This is a genomic window from Natronobacterium gregoryi SP2, from assembly GCF_000230715.2.
In the GTDB taxonomy this organism is placed as follows: domain Archaea; phylum Halobacteriota; class Halobacteria; order Halobacteriales; family Natrialbaceae; genus Natronobacterium; species Natronobacterium gregoryi.
Genome location: NC_019792.1, coordinates 3,698,859 through 3,714,345, shown reverse-complemented (window position 1 = coordinate 3,714,345; position 15,487 = coordinate 3,698,859). Strand labels below are relative to the sequence as shown.

Below are 15,487 nucleotides of genomic sequence, written 5' to 3'. Positions count from 1 at the left end.
CCAGGGTGTGCATGAGGTGAATTCCCGTACGGCGTTCGATCCGAAACCTTCAATTACGGTGGCCGGCTACGACTGAGTGCAGCAAGACGCCGAAGCCAGGCGGGTTGGTGGTCTAGTCTGGTTATGACACCTCCTTGACATGGAGGAGGCCGGCAGTTCAAATCTGCCCCAACCCATTTCTGACGAACTAACACGACGAACGCAGTGGGGAGTGCGTTCGTCAGAAATTGTTATGTCAGTTTGAACCCTAGAAGTCGCAACTCGCGCAGTGAACGAAGTGAGCGAGCAAGAACGTCTTCCTTCGGTTCAAATCTGTCCCAACCCACTAATTTTGCTGCGAGCAAATCCGCGAGCAGCAAATTCGCTACGGTAGGCAGATTTGAGCCAGAGAGTGGAGCAAAACGAAACGGCCGTGGTTCAAATCTGCCCCAACTCAGTTCTCGACGATACAACGCGACGAGCGGTGCGTAACGTGTCGCGCTACGATCGCGGAGACGAACCAGTGAGCGAAAGAGTCGTCGCACAACCACCATTCAACTCGAACCGGACCGAGGCTTTGCGATCGAACGGCGCAGGTCCTCGAATGCGGGTCGAATCTGCTCACCCGACCACAGCACGTCGTCTCGAACCAGTCTCTCGTCACACTCGAGCAGTGTCCAGAACCACTAGCGGACCGACCTCACCTCGAGAAGAGTCGGGTGAGACGATCGAGTAGCCCAGCCGTCTCGTCGTTCGTCTCGGCCGTCTGTGAGTCGGCTGCCTCGGGCATCTGGTCGTCTGTCCCGTCAGCAAGACCGACCGACCCGGCCAGTGGGCTGGTAGCGTCGCTGTCGCTCGTCTCAGACTTACTGCCGTCTCCCACGTCGAGGTCGTCCAGCGAGAGGTCCACCTCGTCGATCTCCGGCGTGGACTCGCGGCCCTCCCCTGCTTCGGCGGCACGCACGTCGGCACCGGTAACGTCACCGCTCTCGATGCGAGCAGCGAGTTCGTCGGGATCGGCGGTAGAGTCTTGGCTCGAGGCCGATGCCTGTTTGCCGGAGCCAGTCGGGGGAGTGTCCGATCCGTCGGCCTCACTCGAGATTGCGGACCCGAGCTGGATCGAGGACCCAGTGTCGGAGTCGACCTCACTCGATCCGTCTTCGCCCGTCTCGTCGGACTCGTTCGATTCGATCTCGTCGCCTGGCTCCATCGCCGGACTCGAGTCTGCGTCCGCTTCCGGCTCGTCGAGCGACTCGAGGATGTCGTCGACGCTTCCGTCGGAGACGACGCGCTGGGGACCGCCGCCGGTCGAGATGCCGCCAGTTGCGAGACCGTCGTCTTCGTCGTCCCGCTGCGATCGATCGTCGCTCATCGTGTTGAGTAGACACTCGAGTGAACATAATCTTTCTCCTGTACGCGTTGAGCCGAACGTCAGGCTGCGAGCGACGGCCGAGAGTAGACGACGTTGAGGACGGCACCGATCAGCATGATGATTCCGGCGAAGTAGAGCCAGGTAACGAAGAGGAGAACGGCACCGACGGCACCGTAGGCCTGGTACTGGCCGGCGACGTTCGTATACAACTGGAAGCCAACTTGCAGGAGGGACCAACCGATAGCCGTGAAGATGACCCCGGGGACGATCTCCCTTACCGTGACCGATATCGGTGGCAAGACGTAATAGATCGGCGCGAAGACGAAGACGAGCCCGAGAAACAGCGTGATCCAACTGATCGCCCCCGCGAACGGGACGGTGTTCTCTGCCAGCCGAAGGATGGCTCCGATGACGACCATCAGCACGAGCGCACCAACGCCTGAGAAAACGACTATAATGCCGTTCCGTACCTTCTGGAGTAACGTGACCTCGCCGACATCGTCGTATATCGTTTCGAACGCGAGATTGAGGCCTCGAAACACCTTTCGCGTCCCCCAGATACCGACTGCGAGTGCGACGACGGTCGCCTCTGTCCGTCCTGCTTCGGTCTCGAGTGCGTCGGTGATGAGGTCCTCACCGGCTGCAGGGAAGAAATCGCCCGCGACGAGGACCAGTCGTCGTGCCGCGTCCTCGCCGCCGAACAGCGAACCGACGACCAGCGCGAGCAACACTATCGGTATCAACGAGACGAACGCGTAGTAGGCGAAACCGGCCGCGAGAAACGTGATTTCCCGTTCGCTTGCCGTCCGATAGATCGAGGTAAGCACATCCCGAATCCCCTCGACATCCATAGGTGGGATACGACGAGTAGCATCAAGAGTGTGGTATCGAGTTCGCAATTCCTGCGGGCGCGTCACAGCGTCAGGCAGAAATTGTGCGAGGCATACACCGCGCCCTCGTCGGTGACGTAGACGCCGACGCCGCCGCGATCCCAACCGTGGCCGGCGTGTTCCTCGAGAATCGCCTCGCGGTGTGCGGTAGAGTTCATCCACTGAGCGACGAGGCCGTCCGCGACTCCTTCTGCCGTCCGATACTCGACCACGTCGCCGTTGCCCGACTCCTCGACGGGTCGGTCGACCCACGTCAGGGCGATGTTCTCGCCGTACGCTCGACAGTAACTGTCGACGTTGCCGAACCGATCGTACGGACCGTCGCCGTCGGGATTCGTGTGTGCGAAGTACTCTTGGTTGGCCATGTCGTGGCTGTGGGCCCGCGAGACGGAGGCGACGGTGCCGTCCCACGCGAGTGGCTCGAGGCCGTGGTCGGCCCGCCGGTCGTTGACCGCGGCGTGAACGAAGTCCTCGACCGTCTCCGACGAGATGGTCTCGACACTCGTCTCGTATGTCGACTCGCCCGGATCTGCCGGATCGACTGTATCGGGGCTTCGATCGCCCGCAGGCGGCGGTTCGGCGCTTGGGCTGGGCCCGTCGACGACCTCGACGTCGTCGATCCGCTCTAGGTCGTCGAGCTCGTCCAGCATCGTCGGTGCGAACGCGGCGGTCGCAACCACAACCGCACCGAGAACGAGCGCGAGAGCGAGCAGTCGAACCAGTCCCCGGAGGAGTCCCCGGTCCGTCCGGTCGCCGGGCGGATAGCTCGAGTCCCGCGTCCGAGGAGGGCGTCCCATTGACGGAGACGTGCGTCTCCTGAAGTATGAGGGCGACGGTCGGTTGCAGGAACTGATACGCGTCGGATCGGCAACTAGTCGCCGATTTCGCTGCTCTCGGCGTTCGTCCCGAAAATCGTCTCGTGGAAGCCGATCACGAGTCCCGGCACGACGGCCATAAACAGGTGTTCTTCCAGCGGGATGCCAGCGACGTCGATTCCGGTTCGAAGTTGGATGTCGAAGACGCCGACTTCGAGCGTGTACCGGTCCCAGACGTACGCGATCGGGTACAGTGCGAGGATCGTCACGGCGGCTTTGCAAAGCGCGTTCGCGCGCCGAAGCAACAGGGCAGCGATCGCGCCCCAGAAGACCTCCGTTGCGAGATACGTGTATCGACCGAGCACGCTGATATCGGGTGCCATGAACACACGTACCAGAACGGCGTTCAAGAACCTTCCCGAGGCAGGTGGGAACAGGCAATATCTTCAAAACCCCGGCCACAGTACATCCACTCGTAACGATGAATATCGCTGATATCGCCACCGAGGATTACATCGAAGTCGACGTCGGGACGCGTATGGGGAAGGTCCGTTCTACGTTCGAGAACGGCGGCCCCAAGGGAATTATCGTCACGAACGACGGGGAATACGAGGGCGTCATCAGCGAACGGGAGGTCCTCCAGTCCCACGTCGAAGACGACGCGAAGGTGGCGGCGCTCACGAAACCGAGCCGGAACGATCCGGCCCCCCAAATCTCTCGGGACGAAGACATCCGGGAGACCGCTCGACTGCTGATCGAGGGGAACTCGAAGGTCGCTCCGGTCTTCGAAGACGACGAACTCTGGGGCGTCATCACCAACGACGCAATTCTCGAGGCAGTCCTCGACAATCTCGAGACGCTGACGGTCGAGGACGTCTATTCGGCTGACCCGGTGACGGTCCGTGAAGACGACGGTGTCGGCAAGGCGATCAACCGTCTCCGGGAACACGGTATCTCCAGACTCCCGGTTCTCAACGAGAGCGGCTATCTCACCGGGGTCGTCACCACCCACGACATCGCCGACTTCGCGATCAGGAAAAACGACACGACGACGACCGGCGACCGCGTCGGCGACTCCCAGCGGCTGCTCGACGTCCCCATCTACGACATCATGACTAGCCCGGTCGCGACGACGACGCTCGATGTCACGGCCAAAGAGGCAGTCGAGCAGATGCTCGACAGGGACTATGCCGGGCTGATGGTGACGCCGGAAGACGACGACCGGGTGGTCACCGGCGTCGTCACCAAGACGGACGTCTTGCGGGCGCTGACCTACACCGAAGAGGAACGCATGGACGTCCAGATCACCAACGTCTCCCTGCTGGATACGATCAGCCGGGAGTCGATTCACGAGAGCATCGAGGGTGTCGCCGACAAGTACGCCGACATGCAGGTGCTTCACGCGCACGTCCGATTCAAGGAACACAAGGAGAAACTCCGCGGGACGCCGCTGGTTCACTGTCAGATCCGACTGCGGACGAACAAGGGCCAGGTCGCCGGCACCGGCGAAGGCTACGGTGCAGAAAGCGCCTTCCGCGTTGCACTCGACAAACTCGAGCGCAACGTCTTGGAGATCAAAGGCGTCACGAGCGACGAGGAGTACCGTGGACAGCTCCTTCGCAAGTTGAACGAACTCTAGTGCTTTGGCAAGCCTGAACGGATGAGTGAAACCGAATGCGGTCGTCTGGGTTCACTCAGCAGTCGACGCTTGGGGCGGTACTAGTAGCGCCCCAAGTCTACTCTGACTAGTGCGCTTTACTCCTGATCGAGAATCGTGATTGGTTTGGGCCAACTCTCAACTAGTCGGTTCACGCTTGGGATGGTACTAGTGGCGGGCCACGCCTGCATTGCGGGGTCGAATCTGGCGGTGTGGCTCGATTCGACCCGTCAGTCGACGGTTGGGACACTAGACCCAGCCGCTCTTTCGAGTGCTCGTCAGAATCGCTGACTCTCCTCGCTTCCCTCGAGTCCGCTGTCCGTAATCCTGAACTGCACCGACTCTCCGGCCGGTTTCGACCGGTGTTTCTCGAGCGTCGCACGCCGGTTTCCGCCACGGAACCGCTCGAGGCGGACGACGATTCCGGTCCAGTGCTCTAAGGTGTTGCCACCGAGCGCGCGTGTGCGATCGGCGTCGGGATCGGCAAAGACCTGATTCGTCAGGACCACCGCGAGGTCGTGTTTGCGAGCAAGCGAGAGGAGATGCGTCACCTGTCTGGCAACCTGACGCAGCGCTTCTCCTTCGTCGCCGTCATCGGTTCGCTCGAGTCGGTAGAAGCCGGTCGCACTATCCAGGACGATCAGGTCTGCGCGTTCGGCGAACGCTTCGGCATCGCGGACTGCTTCGGCTTGCTCCTCGAAGTCGACGGCGTCTTCGACGACGATCCGGGAGGCGGTCGTCTCGACGCCGAGTTTCTCGTCGTTCTCCTCTTCGGCCGATGGCTCGTCCCCGCCGTCCCCTCTCTTTTTCTCCAGGGACGGGTCGCCGTCGGCTGCTACTCGAGCCGAAAGCAGTTGCTCGAAGCGGTCGACGGAAACGCCTTCCGTGTCGATGTAGACGACCGTTCCGCCTGCGGCGGCGGTCTCGACGGCAGCCGACAGCGCGAGGTTCGTCTTGCCCGCGGCCGGCGTCCCGTAGAGCTGGGTGACGGTTCCGCGTTCGAACCCGCCACCGAGCAGGTCGTCGACCGGCTCACAGCCGGTCGGAATGGCCTCGTCGTTCACGGATGGAATTGGCCCGTTCGGCGCAAAAAGCCCCCGGAACTGATCGCGGCCGGCGTCCGGATACGTTTATTCGGTACGGGGACAAAGCCCCTCCCGTGATCGTCGTCGCAACGTCGGACTTCGAAGTGTATCACGGTGTCGTCAACGAGCTACGGGACCGCGGAACGACGTTTACGACCGTCGAACTCGACCAGGAACTCCCCGGAGAAACTGCCGTCGTCGTCACTGATGCGGATCACGCAACAGCCTTTCCTGGCGTGCCGACGATCGTCGCTGCCCCCGACTCACCACGTCGAGCGGTCGATCAGGCACTGACCGCGGTTCGGGGCGACGGCGGCCGAACGATAATCGGCGTCGATCCAGGACGAAAGCCGGGGATCGCCGTACTGGCCGGTGAGATGGTCGTCGCCGCGTTCCAGGTGCCACTGGCCGACGCCGTCGACGTCATTCAGCGCGAGGTGGGCGAGGCAGCCAACCCGATCGTCCGTATCGGTGACGGCTCCCGGCTCCAGAGTGCGAGACTCGTCAACGACCTCGAGGACGTCCGCGTCGAACTCGTCGACGAGACTGGGACGACACCGTATCTCGGCACGGGTGGAAGAGGGATGGAAGACGTCCTCGCGGCGGTCAACATCGCCCGACTCGAGGGCGAAGTGGTCGACGCTCGTGAGATCGAGCCGACTGCGGGCGAGCTACAGGTGATCAAAGACCGGTCCCGCGAGCAAAGCGAGACGAACCGGGCGATCGACGAGACACTCGCCAGACGGGTCGCTGCCGGCGAGTTGACGATCGAGGAAGCCCTCGCCGAACATCGAACCGACGGTGAGACGACCGAAGACGAGTAGCGGCGGTTCGAACTGACTGGAAGCCGATCCGTAGTGACCACGTCGACCGAAAGCCGACCGATAAAGAGCGAACGGAACTCGAGTTTAGGCGGCCCAGACGTTCGTCGCAGCGACCGAAGCGAACTGGACGTTCTCGTTCTCCTGGATGGCTAGTTGGGCAGCGTCGGCACTGTCACCGTTTTCGGCGACGGCGATAGCAGCCTGCTGCTCGTTGACGTTTTGCTGGTCGACGAACTGGACCTGTTCGATCTGAGCGCTCGCGTGTTGCTCGACGTCGTTGGTCTGGGCAGCGTCGTAGTCGTAGGCGATCCCGTCGATGTCTTCGACGTCGTCGCCGCCGAGCGTTACGCTGGTCGTCTCGGAGGCGATGACGCCGTCGTGGACGTGACTGGGTCCGGCGTAGACGTTCAGCGCTTCCGCGAAACCGACCTGCGCGTTGACGTTTTGCTGGTAGGACAGTTGGATCGCAGTCGCCTCGCTACCGTTGGTCGCGTACGCCAGCGCGGTGTTTTGGAGGTTGACGTTCATCTGCTCGATTTCCTGGCTCTGGGTCACTTCGCTGGTCGCGGTCTGGACGCTTTCACCCTTCTTGTGGTGGTCTTTGTTCTTGTCCTTGTCCTTGGCCTTGTTCTTGTCTTTGTCTCCGTGGAGGCCCTCGATTTGTCCCTCGGTCTGGACGATACCGTTGTCGCCATCGAAGCCGGCCGTCACGACGTTCATCCCGGGCATCGCGTCGATGACGTTCGCAGCGTCGGCCTCACCGATCTGCTGGTTGAGGTTGGTCTGTTCGGTGAACTGGATTGCAGTCGCCGTACTGTTTTCGCCGACGGCGATCGCGACGGCACCGTCCTGTTCGTTGACGTTCAGCTGGTCGCCTGCCTGTCCCTGCTCGACGGACGCACTCGCGGACTGATCGGTGAACTCGCCGCCCGCGTAGACGTTGGTCGCGTTAGCAACGCCCTGTTGGAGGTTCTGGTTGGCCTGTTCGGACTGTTGCATGGCGATCGCTTCGCTCTCGTTTTCGGCGATCGCGAAGGCGACGTTCTGCTCGTTGTAGTTCAGCTGACCGACCTCCTGAACCTGGGTCACTTCGGCGTCTGCGGCCTGGTCGGGATCGATGTCAGCTTTGTCGCCTTTCTTGTCCGCGACGCCCCAGCCATCGAAGTGCTTGCCGTCGCCGTTGCCGATGACGACGTTAACGGTACCGACATCCTCGAACTCGGTGGTCTGGACGTTCGAGGCCGTCGCATCACCGAACTGGATCGCGTCGTTTTGCTGGGTCGCCTCCTGAACTGCGGTGGCCTCACCACCGTCCATCGAGATGGAGGTCGCGTTCGCCTGCTGGTTGATGTTCACCTGATCGACGTCCTGGTACTGGGTGACCTCGGCGTCGGCCACCTGGTCACCGGACGCGTGCGCTTCGATATACTCCTCGAGTGTCATGTCGCCGAGATCGGCTCCGAAGACCAGGTAGAGGTCTTCACCGTTCTCGAGGGCGTGGACTGACTCTGCCGTAGCGTCGTCACCGGCTGCGACGGCCGGTGCGCCACCGGCTACCATCGCTAAGGCGACTATACATGCCAGAAGAACCGTCGTACACTGTGAACGTATCGTCGTCGTGTTGGTCATGATTCGTTTGACGTGAGCCGTGAGAGTCTTTTGTTCCTGCATCTCCACGGCGTGAACCTTCGTATCTCGATGGTAGACTTTGTTATCTGTCAGTTGATTCGGAGATGCTGTGGCCTACCCGATCGGGGCCGGACACAGCGAGATCGAAAGCGGAAACTTCGAATTACAGGCGGTGGATACCCGATTTCGTGTGGGTTGGTAGCAAACGAGATTCTCGGGAGGACGGGCAGTTACGGTCTCGTTTGCAGTGAACTGTCGAGATCGACGACTGTCGGCATCACCAACCGGTACCCGCTGTCAGTAATCAGTCCACTATTCGACTGTTACTCGAGGTTTCCGTCACTGGACGCAGGCTGTAACTGAGAGAAACGACCGGTATAGTATCGTCGTACCGGGAACAGAAGTTCGTTCGTCGGCTGTGAACTCTCTCGAGTGACAACCGAATAGTCCCCACAACGATTCTAATACACTACTTCTACTGAAACCGTTCTCCGGGTTCAAGTGCCAATCCGTGATGAGTGGCGACTGGGCAACGCGTCACAGCGGCAGTTGCAGTAGAGATGGCGGAGCCTCCCCCGACGAGCCGTCGCTCTGCACTCGAGTTGCAGCCCAGTTACGGCCCGCCCGCGTGATGCGTGCCTAGTAACCCAACTAAAGGGTGTCATAGAAGAGTTCTCACACCGTGATCACGGTGCTTCCCGGATTGTCTCCACGTTCGTAGTTGGTAATTGCGATGACGAGACGAAGGCACAGAGCGAGGAACACCTGCGATCGTGCGTGAACGCGGCCTCGGGCGTGCGTTCGCCCGAGGCCGCAGTCCTTCACTGATTCGTTGGTTCGTTCGACTCCAGTACGGCGGTTGTACGTCTCATCCAACGTGGACTGCTTCAACTGAACGTCCTCGCTGTGTTGTTCGATACGGTCTTCGACCCTATACTCGATATCTTTCGGGTCGTCGGTGTTTCGCGCGTTGTACGGGGCGACTGGCACGACCCCTGCAGCCAGCAGGTGGTCGTGCCAGTCCAGCGTGTCGTAGGCACTGTCACCGACCATCCAAATCGGCTTGGCGACGGCGAGCGCGTCACGGGTGACGCGCATCGCCGTCTCCTCTGTCGCTTGTTTACTCTCTGTGAACTCCGCCGCAATCGGGATCTTTTGCCCGGTCGAGACGATTGTACAGCCGTAGCCGTGGTAGTACTCGTCGTTGGTTGGATCGTAGCACTTCGACGCGTCTTGATCGGCAGGCATCGCCCTCACGTCAGTTGAATCAATGGAGTAGGTCAAGTCGAGCAGGCCCCGCAAGGCGGCCTGCTCGACGAGGTGGTCGAAAACCTCGTCAACGACGTGTTCGAGATCGGTGAGGAAGCGATCGACCGCGTCTCTCGACGGCGGTCGATCGAACCCACAGCTCAGCCAGACAACTGTATTCCGTAGCTCTCGTTCAACGGGGCGAATGCCGTAGATGTCCTTGTAGTAGCAGTGGAGAAAGCCACGCATCAGCTCTGGAGGTTCGTGGTCTCGTGTTCGCCCCGTCTCCGCCGGGGCGAACACGTCGAACTCTTCGAGAAACTCGAAGGAAAGGTGCTCGAACAGCGCTAGCGTCTCGGTCTCCACGACATTGAAAAACGAGTCTACCGAAGGGTCATCTTGCAGGGTCGCTGAACTCATCCACCTCAGCGTTCACCCTGCTCTTTAGTGTGCTACTCGTTCTATGACACCCTCCAACTATGAAGCGCGTACTCACACTTGCGATGATGGTAGCAGTGGTCGGCGGCCTCACGTTCATGGGGCTTGCCGGAACCGCAGCGGCACACGACTACAAAGACGCACCGCCAGCCGAGGAGGAGCTCGTCGCGGACGTTCCGCAAATCGAGCAGACGGCTGACGCGACGGTTGACCAGTCTCAGAGCGGTGAACAGGTGAACATCGCCAACGTTGGTGTCGCCGGTGATGGCGGTGACGGTGGACTTGCACTTATGGAAGAGAATAACAACGGTGACAACGGCAATACCGTCGACGCCTCCGGCGGTGACGGCGGTGACGTGAATGCCGACAATGCAACCGTGACTGTTGACCAGCAAAACACCGCCACCCAGGAAGCTAACGTCGCCGCCTTCAACCTCATCGGCTAACATCGGGGCTGATAGCGACGTCCGAATCGATTTTTCGACGTGGAACGTCACAGCCTCGAGTTGCAACACCCGTCTCGCGTCGCCGACTGCACTCGCTCGACGGTCTGGAGACTGGCTGTGGGCTCGTCACACCGACCCAGAAGCCAGTGCTTACCGACGAAACAGTTCTCGAGGTTCAACTGTCCTCGAGTAGACACAGCCTCTGTGCCTCGAAAACCATGAACCGAATTACGACCGGCGTGCTCGTACTCGTCTGTCTGGCAGGGATCACCGGCGTCGTCGGCAGTCCCGCGGGGGCCATCGACGAGACGGGTGATGCCGACACGGAGGACACAGCCATGTGGAACGTACTCGTCGACACCACGACCAGCGACGCCGGTGACGAGGCGAACGTCTCGGCACACTCCGAGGTGTCCGTCTCGAGCGACTCGACCGAGACAGCGGTCTCGAACGAAACGATCAGAGACGGAGTCTCGACGGACTCGAGTTCGACGAGCGTCTCCGTCACCCAAAACGTGTCTCAGCAGAACGTGTCGGTCTCACAATCGGTTTCGGTAGGTGAGGACGGAGCGGAGGTCGAACAGTCGACCGCGCTGAACCAGTCGACATCCGCCTCGAGTTCTCAGGGCGTCGACGGCGAAGACGGCTCGGTGGTCGTTTCCACCTCGAGCGACGACCAGTGACGGGTACCCGACGGGGGACACCTGACGTCCTCGTGAGTGAGTTCGTTACTAGTACCGTCCCAACCGTCGACTGACGGGTCGAATCGAGCCACACCGCCAGATTCGACCCATCAGTGTAGGCTTGGCCCGCCACTAGGTCGACGTGACGGACGAGGCCACGGGAGACTGCCACCGAAATTCAGGAGATAGGTCGACAACGATACCGCCGATGCCGTCACATCTATGTATCTTCCAGCCGTTGCTTGACGTGGTAGCACTCCTCAAACTCGAATGAGCAAAAAACCTATCCGATCACGAATCGGAATCACTGACATCGCCGTCCATCCCGAATCATGAACGAAGTTCAATTGGAGGTTGCGAAGGCATACCCGAACGACTCGGGTCGTGGTATTGCCCGACTCGACCCGGACACGCTGCTACATCTCAAGCTGAGTCCGGGCGACATTATCGAAATCGAAGGTGCGGATACGACCGCCGCCAAGGTGTGGCGGGCAGACCGGCAGGACTGGAACACGGATACCGTTCGAATCGACGGTTTCACCCGTCAGAACGCCGATGTCGGCATCGGCGAGCGCGTCACGATCCGGAAAGCCGAGGCGACGAAAGCCGAAGAGCTCGTGCTCGCGCCGCCGGAGGAGGCATCGGTCCAGTTTGGCTCCGACGCCGCCGGCATGGTGAAACGACAGATCCTCAAACGGCCGGTCGTCGGCCGGGACATCGTCCCGGTTATGTCCTCGACGAACCACCCGTTCATGCGCTCTCCCGGCCAGGCGATCCCGCTGATCGCCGTCGAAACTGAACCCGAGGGCGTCGTCCTCATCACCGAGGATACCGACGTCGAACTCCGTGAGGAGCCGATCTCCGGCTTCGAGAAGACCGGTGGTGGGATCACCTACGAGGACATCGGCGGGCTCCAGAGCGAGATCCAGCGGGTCCGCGAGATGGTCGAGTTGCCGATGAAACACCCCCAGATCTTCAAGAAACTGGGGATCGAGCCGCCACAGGGAGTCTTGCTCCATGGACCGCCGGGTACTGGGAAGACCCTGCTGGCGAAGGCCGTCGCCAACGAGACCTCGGCGAGTTTCTTCTCTATCGCCGGCCCGGAGATCATCTCGAAGTACTACGGCGAGTCCGAACAACAACTTCGGGAGATCTTCGAGGACGCAAGCGAGGAGTCGCCCGCGATCATCTTCATCGACGAACTCGACTCCATCGCACCGAAGCGAGAGGACGTCACCGGCGAGGTCGAACGTCGGGTCGTCGCCCAGTTGTTGACGATGATGGACGGCCTCGAGGCCCGCGGCCAGGTGATCGTCATCGCCGCGACGAACCGCGTCGATAGCGTCGACCCCGCCCTGCGCCGACCGGGCCGGTTCGACCGCGAGATCGAGATCGGCGTCCCCGACGAGACGGGCCGCGAGGAGATCCTCCAGATCCACACCCGCGGCATGCCCCTCTCCGACGACGTCAACCTCGGCCATCTCGCCGACGAGACCCACGGCTTCGTCGGGGCTGACATCGAGTCCCTGACGAAAGAAGCCGCGATGAAGGCACTGCGCCGGTACCTCCCCGAGATCGATCTCGACGAGGAGGACATCCCGCCGAGTCTCATCGACCGGATGATCGTCAAGCGCGAAGACTTCCGTGGCGCGTTAAACGAGGTCGAACCCTCCGCGATGCGGGAGGTGCTCGTCGAACTCCCCAAGATCTCGTGGGACGATGTCGGCGGCCTCCACGAGGCCAAAGACCAGGTCAAAGAGTCCGTCGAGTGGCCGCTCTCGAACCCCGAACGGTTCGACCGGCTCGGCATCGACCCGCCGGCCGGCGTCTTGCTCTACGGCCCGCCGGGCACCGGCAAGACTCTGATGGCGAAAGCCGTCGCCAACGAGACCAATGCGAACTTCATCTCGGTCCGTGGCCCGCAACTGCTCTCGAAGTGGGTCGGCGAGTCCGAGAAAGCGATCCGCCAGACCTTCCGGAAGGCCCGTCAGGTCTCGCCGACGGTGATCTTCTTCGACGAGCTCGACGCGCTCGCACCCGGCCGCGGTGGCGGTGAAACCGGCTCGAACGTCTCCGAGCGGGTCGTCAACCAGTTGCTGACCGAGCTCGACGGCTTGGAAGAGATGGAAGACGTGATGGTGATCGGTGCGACCAACCGTCCGGACATGATCGACCCCGCACTCCTGCGGTCGGGTCGGTTCGACCGGCTGGTCATGATCGGCGAACCCGATATCGACGGCCGCGAACGAATCCTCGAGATCCACACCGAGAACACACCACTGGCCGCCGACGTCACTCTCAAGGAAATCGCCGAGATCACCGACGGCTACGTCGGCAGCGACCTCGAGTCGATCGCCCGCGAGGCGGCCATCGAGGCGCTGCGTGAGGACAAAGAGGCAAATGTGGTCGAGATGAGTCACTTCCGACAGGCGATGGAGAACGTCCGACCGACGATCACCGACGAGATTCTCGACTACTACGAGCGCATCGAAGAGGAGTTCCAGGGCGGCTCGGGCGGTCCGGACCCGACCGGTCGCCGCAGCAGCCGTATCGGATTCCAGTAACTCGAGGCGCGGTCGCTTTTCTCTCGTCGCCGAACGGTCCACCTACTGCGTTACAAACGAGGATTGATCGTCGTGATGGGTCGTCGATTCGAGTGACGAGCGATCTCGGGTCGTAGAACGGTCCGGCTAATCGTCGTTTTAACCGATTACTGGCGTGAATCCCTTCCAACCGATCGAAACCGTCGTGGCGATATATGCGATCGGAGGGCGATAGTCTAGCAGGTATCTCGATGTCGGACTCGTCGCCATCCGTGGCCCGCGAACGGACGTCTGGGAACGAACCGGACGACGACCATCGCCGGCCCCTCGAACGAGCCGTCCCGTCGCTCGCACCGTCGATCCGGAAGGCGGGGTTCTGGGCTGGAATCGGGCTCCCGTTTCTCCACGTTCCGTTGCTTCTCACTGGCCTGTCGGCTGCCCTCGAGACGCTCTCTTTTCTCGGCTTGGTTGTTCTCAACCTGGTCGCGCTGTACGTCGGTCACTCGTATCGCCGGTGAGGTCACTCCCTCAGTCTCGAGGACAGTCGGTTGACGTGGTCGAGCTCCTCTCTGAGCGCTCGTCGTTTCACGAGCGCGAAGCCGGCGGCGATGAGCGCGAAGCCGAGAAGCGTCGTCGCGTCGACGACTTCGCCGAGATAGAGCCAACCGACGATTGCCGTGAAAATCGGTGCGACGTACGAGACCATGTTGATCTCGACCGCACCGAGTCGTTCGAGCAAGTCGAAGTAAAGCAGGAAGCCGAGTGCGCTCGCGACCAACGCGAGGTAGCCGAGCGCTCCGAGTGCCTCCAGATGCATCCAGGCTGTGGGCTCTATCGGTTCGCCGAGCGCGAGGCTAACCACGTGCATCACGAGCGCGCCACCGAGCATCGACCACGCTTCCATCGTCTCGATGGGAAGAGAGGAATCGATCCGGCGCGTGAGGACGCTCCCGAGCGCAAACGATGCCGCGGCACAGAAGACGAGTAACTTCGCGACGAAATCAGGTGCCAGCAGGTCCGATGGGTCGGGTTGGGAGATGACCGCGACGCCGGCAAGCCCCAGTACGACGCCGCCGACGCCGACAATCGACAGTGCGTCAGACGGAACAAACACCCGCGCGAATCCGGTGGTCAGGACGGGTGAGAGACTGACGAGAATCGCGGCCGCTGCCGCGGTCGTGTGTTGCTGTCCGACGAAGAGGAAGGCGTGATAGGCCGCGATCAACAGGACTGCACCGACAGCCACGACCAGCCACCCTTGACGGCCCCGCGGCAGCCACTGACCGTCCTCGAGCGCGTAGGCTGCGTAAGTGAGCATCACGATCCCGGCGATGTCGTACCGCAGTGCTGCAAAGAGAACCGGCGGAACGTACTCGAGACCGGCACTGATCGCGACGAACGCCGTTCCCCAGCAGGCCGCAAGCGTCAGGAAGAGACCGACGTTCCGATACTGACTCACACCAGTACTCTCGCTTTGGCTTCCCTCTGCATTTCGATGCGAAAACCGTCACAGCGGCGGCTGCTCGCGCAGTTCCTGCTTCTCTTCGGTCTGTTTGAACTGCTCGAGGAGCGGTTTGATGTCGTCGAAGCCGTCCGCGAGGACGATGTCGCCGCTGCGGAGGTCGTAGTCGATGATGTCGTAGTCGGCGAGACGCGGAAGGTGGTTGTGCACAAGCGAGACGTAGGTTTGCTGTCGGGTTTCGCTGGAGATCTGCCCGGTCGAGACAGTGTCGTCCCACGCGGCGACCTGGGTCACGAGATCTTCGATGTGAGCAGTCTCGTCTTCGGCGAGTTGGTAGAGGAGATATCGGCGCTTTTCCTTGGCGAGAAGGGAGCAAGCGGCTGCCATTCGGCGGTCGGTGGGCTCGTTCATACCTC

Annotated in this window: 15 protein-coding genes and 1 tRNA gene; 7 read left to right on the top strand and 9 right to left on the bottom strand. The window is 61.5% G+C overall.

All coding sequences use genetic code 11. The features are described from left to right. The first annotated feature begins 101 nt into the window (after positions 1 to 101). Positions 102 to 176: transfer RNA gene (locus NATGR_RS18225), tRNA-Val, on the top strand. Between the two features lie 503 nt (positions 177 to 679). Here the strand turns inward: NATGR_RS18225 and NATGR_RS18220 are convergent. From NATGR_RS18220 to NATGR_RS18205, 4 genes are all read right to left on the bottom strand, one after another. Next, positions 680 to 1,351 (bottom strand): hypothetical protein, encoded by a 672-nt coding sequence (locus NATGR_RS18220; RefSeq protein ID WP_005575976.1) that lies wholly within the window; start codon positions 1,349 to 1,351, stop codon positions 680 to 682. Positions 1,352 to 1,410: 59 nt separating this feature from the next. Further along, entirely contained in the window at positions 1,411 to 2,202 is a 792-nt protein-coding gene (locus tag NATGR_RS18215; protein ID WP_005575975.1) for a YihY/virulence factor BrkB family protein, read from the bottom strand. Between the two features lie 62 nt (positions 2,203 to 2,264). Next, entirely contained in the window at positions 2,265 to 3,038 is a 774-nt protein-coding gene (locus NATGR_RS18210) for a CAP domain-containing protein (protein WP_005575973.1), read from the bottom strand. Positions 3,039 to 3,112: 74 nt separating this feature from the next. Beyond that, positions 3,113 to 3,439: a lycopene cyclase domain-containing protein gene (locus NATGR_RS18205; protein ID WP_005575972.1), complete on the bottom strand. Its 327-nt coding sequence runs from the start codon at positions 3,437 to 3,439 to the stop codon at positions 3,113 to 3,115. A 98-nt stretch (positions 3,440 to 3,537) separates the two neighbouring features. Here NATGR_RS18205 and NATGR_RS18200 point away from each other — a divergent pair, with 98 nt between their 5' ends. After that, the gene (locus NATGR_RS18200; protein WP_005575971.1) at positions 3,538 to 4,695 is read left to right on the top strand and encodes a CBS domain-containing protein; all 1,158 of its coding nucleotides are present in this window, start codon (positions 3,538 to 3,540) and stop codon (positions 4,693 to 4,695) included. Positions 4,696 to 4,991: 296 nt separating this feature from the next. On the opposite strand, the gene NATGR_RS18195 is transcribed toward NATGR_RS18200, so the two are convergent. Further along, entirely contained in the window at positions 4,992 to 5,777 is a 786-nt protein-coding gene (locus tag NATGR_RS18195; protein WP_005575970.1) for an AAA family ATPase, read from the bottom strand. Positions 5,778 to 5,872: 95 nt separating this feature from the next. Here NATGR_RS18195 and NATGR_RS18190 point away from each other — a divergent pair, with 95 nt between their 5' ends. Next, positions 5,873 to 6,622 (top strand): hypothetical protein, encoded by a 750-nt coding sequence (locus NATGR_RS18190; RefSeq protein WP_005575969.1) that lies wholly within the window; start codon positions 5,873 to 5,875, stop codon positions 6,620 to 6,622. A gap of 84 nt (positions 6,623 to 6,706) precedes the next feature. Here the strand turns inward: NATGR_RS18190 and NATGR_RS18185 are convergent, their stop codons facing one another. After that, positions 6,707 to 8,182, bottom strand: coding sequence for a hypothetical protein (locus tag NATGR_RS18185; RefSeq protein ID WP_049887885.1), 1,476 nt, complete (start codon positions 8,180 to 8,182; stop codon positions 6,707 to 6,709). Positions 8,183 to 8,926: 744 nt separating this feature from the next. Beyond that, positions 8,927 to 9,919 (bottom strand): transposase, encoded by a 993-nt coding sequence (locus NATGR_RS18180; RefSeq protein WP_015233235.1) that lies wholly within the window; start codon positions 9,917 to 9,919, stop codon positions 8,927 to 8,929. Between the two features lie 59 nt (positions 9,920 to 9,978). Between NATGR_RS18180 and NATGR_RS18175 the strand changes: the two genes are divergently transcribed. The 4 genes from NATGR_RS18175 to NATGR_RS18160 all read left to right on the top strand — a co-directional run bounded on the left by NATGR_RS18175 (position 9,979) and on the right by NATGR_RS18160 (position 14,127). Beyond that, complete coding sequence (locus NATGR_RS18175) at positions 9,979 to 10,383, top strand: hypothetical protein (RefSeq protein WP_005580625.1); 405 nt, start codon at positions 9,979 to 9,981, stop codon at positions 10,381 to 10,383. A gap of 218 nt (positions 10,384 to 10,601) precedes the next feature. Continuing rightward, positions 10,602 to 11,066, top strand: a complete 465-nt coding sequence (locus tag NATGR_RS18170; RefSeq protein WP_015233911.1) for a hypothetical protein — start codon at positions 10,602 to 10,604, stop codon at positions 11,064 to 11,066. Between the two features lie 332 nt (positions 11,067 to 11,398). Beyond that, the gene (locus NATGR_RS18165; RefSeq protein ID WP_005580623.1) at positions 11,399 to 13,630 is read left to right on the top strand and encodes a CDC48 family AAA ATPase; all 2,232 of its coding nucleotides are present in this window, start codon (positions 11,399 to 11,401) and stop codon (positions 13,628 to 13,630) included. Between the two features lie 230 nt (positions 13,631 to 13,860). Continuing rightward, a complete protein-coding gene (locus tag NATGR_RS18160; RefSeq protein ID WP_394295379.1) occupies positions 13,861 to 14,127 on the top strand; it encodes a hypothetical protein in 267 nt (88 codons plus the stop codon). A 2-nt stretch (positions 14,128 to 14,129) separates the two neighbouring features. On the opposite strand, the gene NATGR_RS18155 is transcribed toward NATGR_RS18160, so the two are convergent. After that, a complete protein-coding gene (locus NATGR_RS18155) occupies positions 14,130 to 15,068 on the bottom strand; it encodes a DMT family transporter (protein ID WP_005580619.1) in 939 nt (312 codons plus the stop codon). 48 nt (positions 15,069 to 15,116) lie between these two features. Beyond that, positions 15,117 to 15,482 (bottom strand): DUF7344 domain-containing protein, encoded by a 366-nt coding sequence (locus NATGR_RS18150; protein ID WP_005580618.1) that lies wholly within the window; start codon positions 15,480 to 15,482, stop codon positions 15,117 to 15,119. Positions 15,483 to 15,487 lie beyond the last annotated feature (5 nt).

Coding starts and splice junctions, on each gene's coding strand:
- NATGR_RS18220 (WP_005575976.1), bottom strand. CDS start 1,351: ATGAGCGACGATCGATCGCAGCGGGACGACGAAGACGACGGTCTCGCA.
- NATGR_RS18215 (WP_005575975.1), bottom strand. CDS start 2,202: ATGGATGTCGAGGGGATTCGGGATGTGCTTACCTCGATCTATCGGACG.
- NATGR_RS18210 (WP_005575973.1), bottom strand. CDS start 3,038: ATGGGACGCCCTCCTCGGACGCGGGACTCGAGCTATCCGCCCGGCGAC.
- NATGR_RS18205 (WP_005575972.1), bottom strand. CDS start 3,439: ATGGCACCCGATATCAGCGTGCTCGGTCGATACACGTATCTCGCAACG.
- NATGR_RS18200 (WP_005575971.1), top strand. CDS start 3,538: ATGAATATCGCTGATATCGCCACCGAGGATTACATCGAAGTCGACGTC.
- NATGR_RS18185 (WP_049887885.1), bottom strand. CDS start 8,182: ATGGTAGCCGGTGGCGCACCGGCCGTCGCAGCCGGTGACGACGCTACG.
- NATGR_RS18180 (WP_015233235.1), bottom strand. CDS start 9,919: ATGAGTTCAGCGACCCTGCAAGATGACCCTTCGGTAGACTCGTTTTTC.
- NATGR_RS18175 (WP_005580625.1), top strand. CDS start 9,979: ATGAAGCGCGTACTCACACTTGCGATGATGGTAGCAGTGGTCGGCGGC.
- NATGR_RS18170 (WP_015233911.1), top strand. CDS start 10,602: ATGAACCGAATTACGACCGGCGTGCTCGTACTCGTCTGTCTGGCAGGG.
- NATGR_RS18165 (WP_005580623.1), top strand. CDS start 11,399: ATGAACGAAGTTCAATTGGAGGTTGCGAAGGCATACCCGAACGACTCG.
- NATGR_RS18160 (WP_394295379.1), top strand. CDS start 13,861: ATGTCGGACTCGTCGCCATCCGTGGCCCGCGAACGGACGTCTGGGAAC.
- NATGR_RS18150 (WP_005580618.1), bottom strand. CDS start 15,482: ATGAACGAGCCCACCGACCGCCGAATGGCAGCCGCTTGCTCCCTTCTC.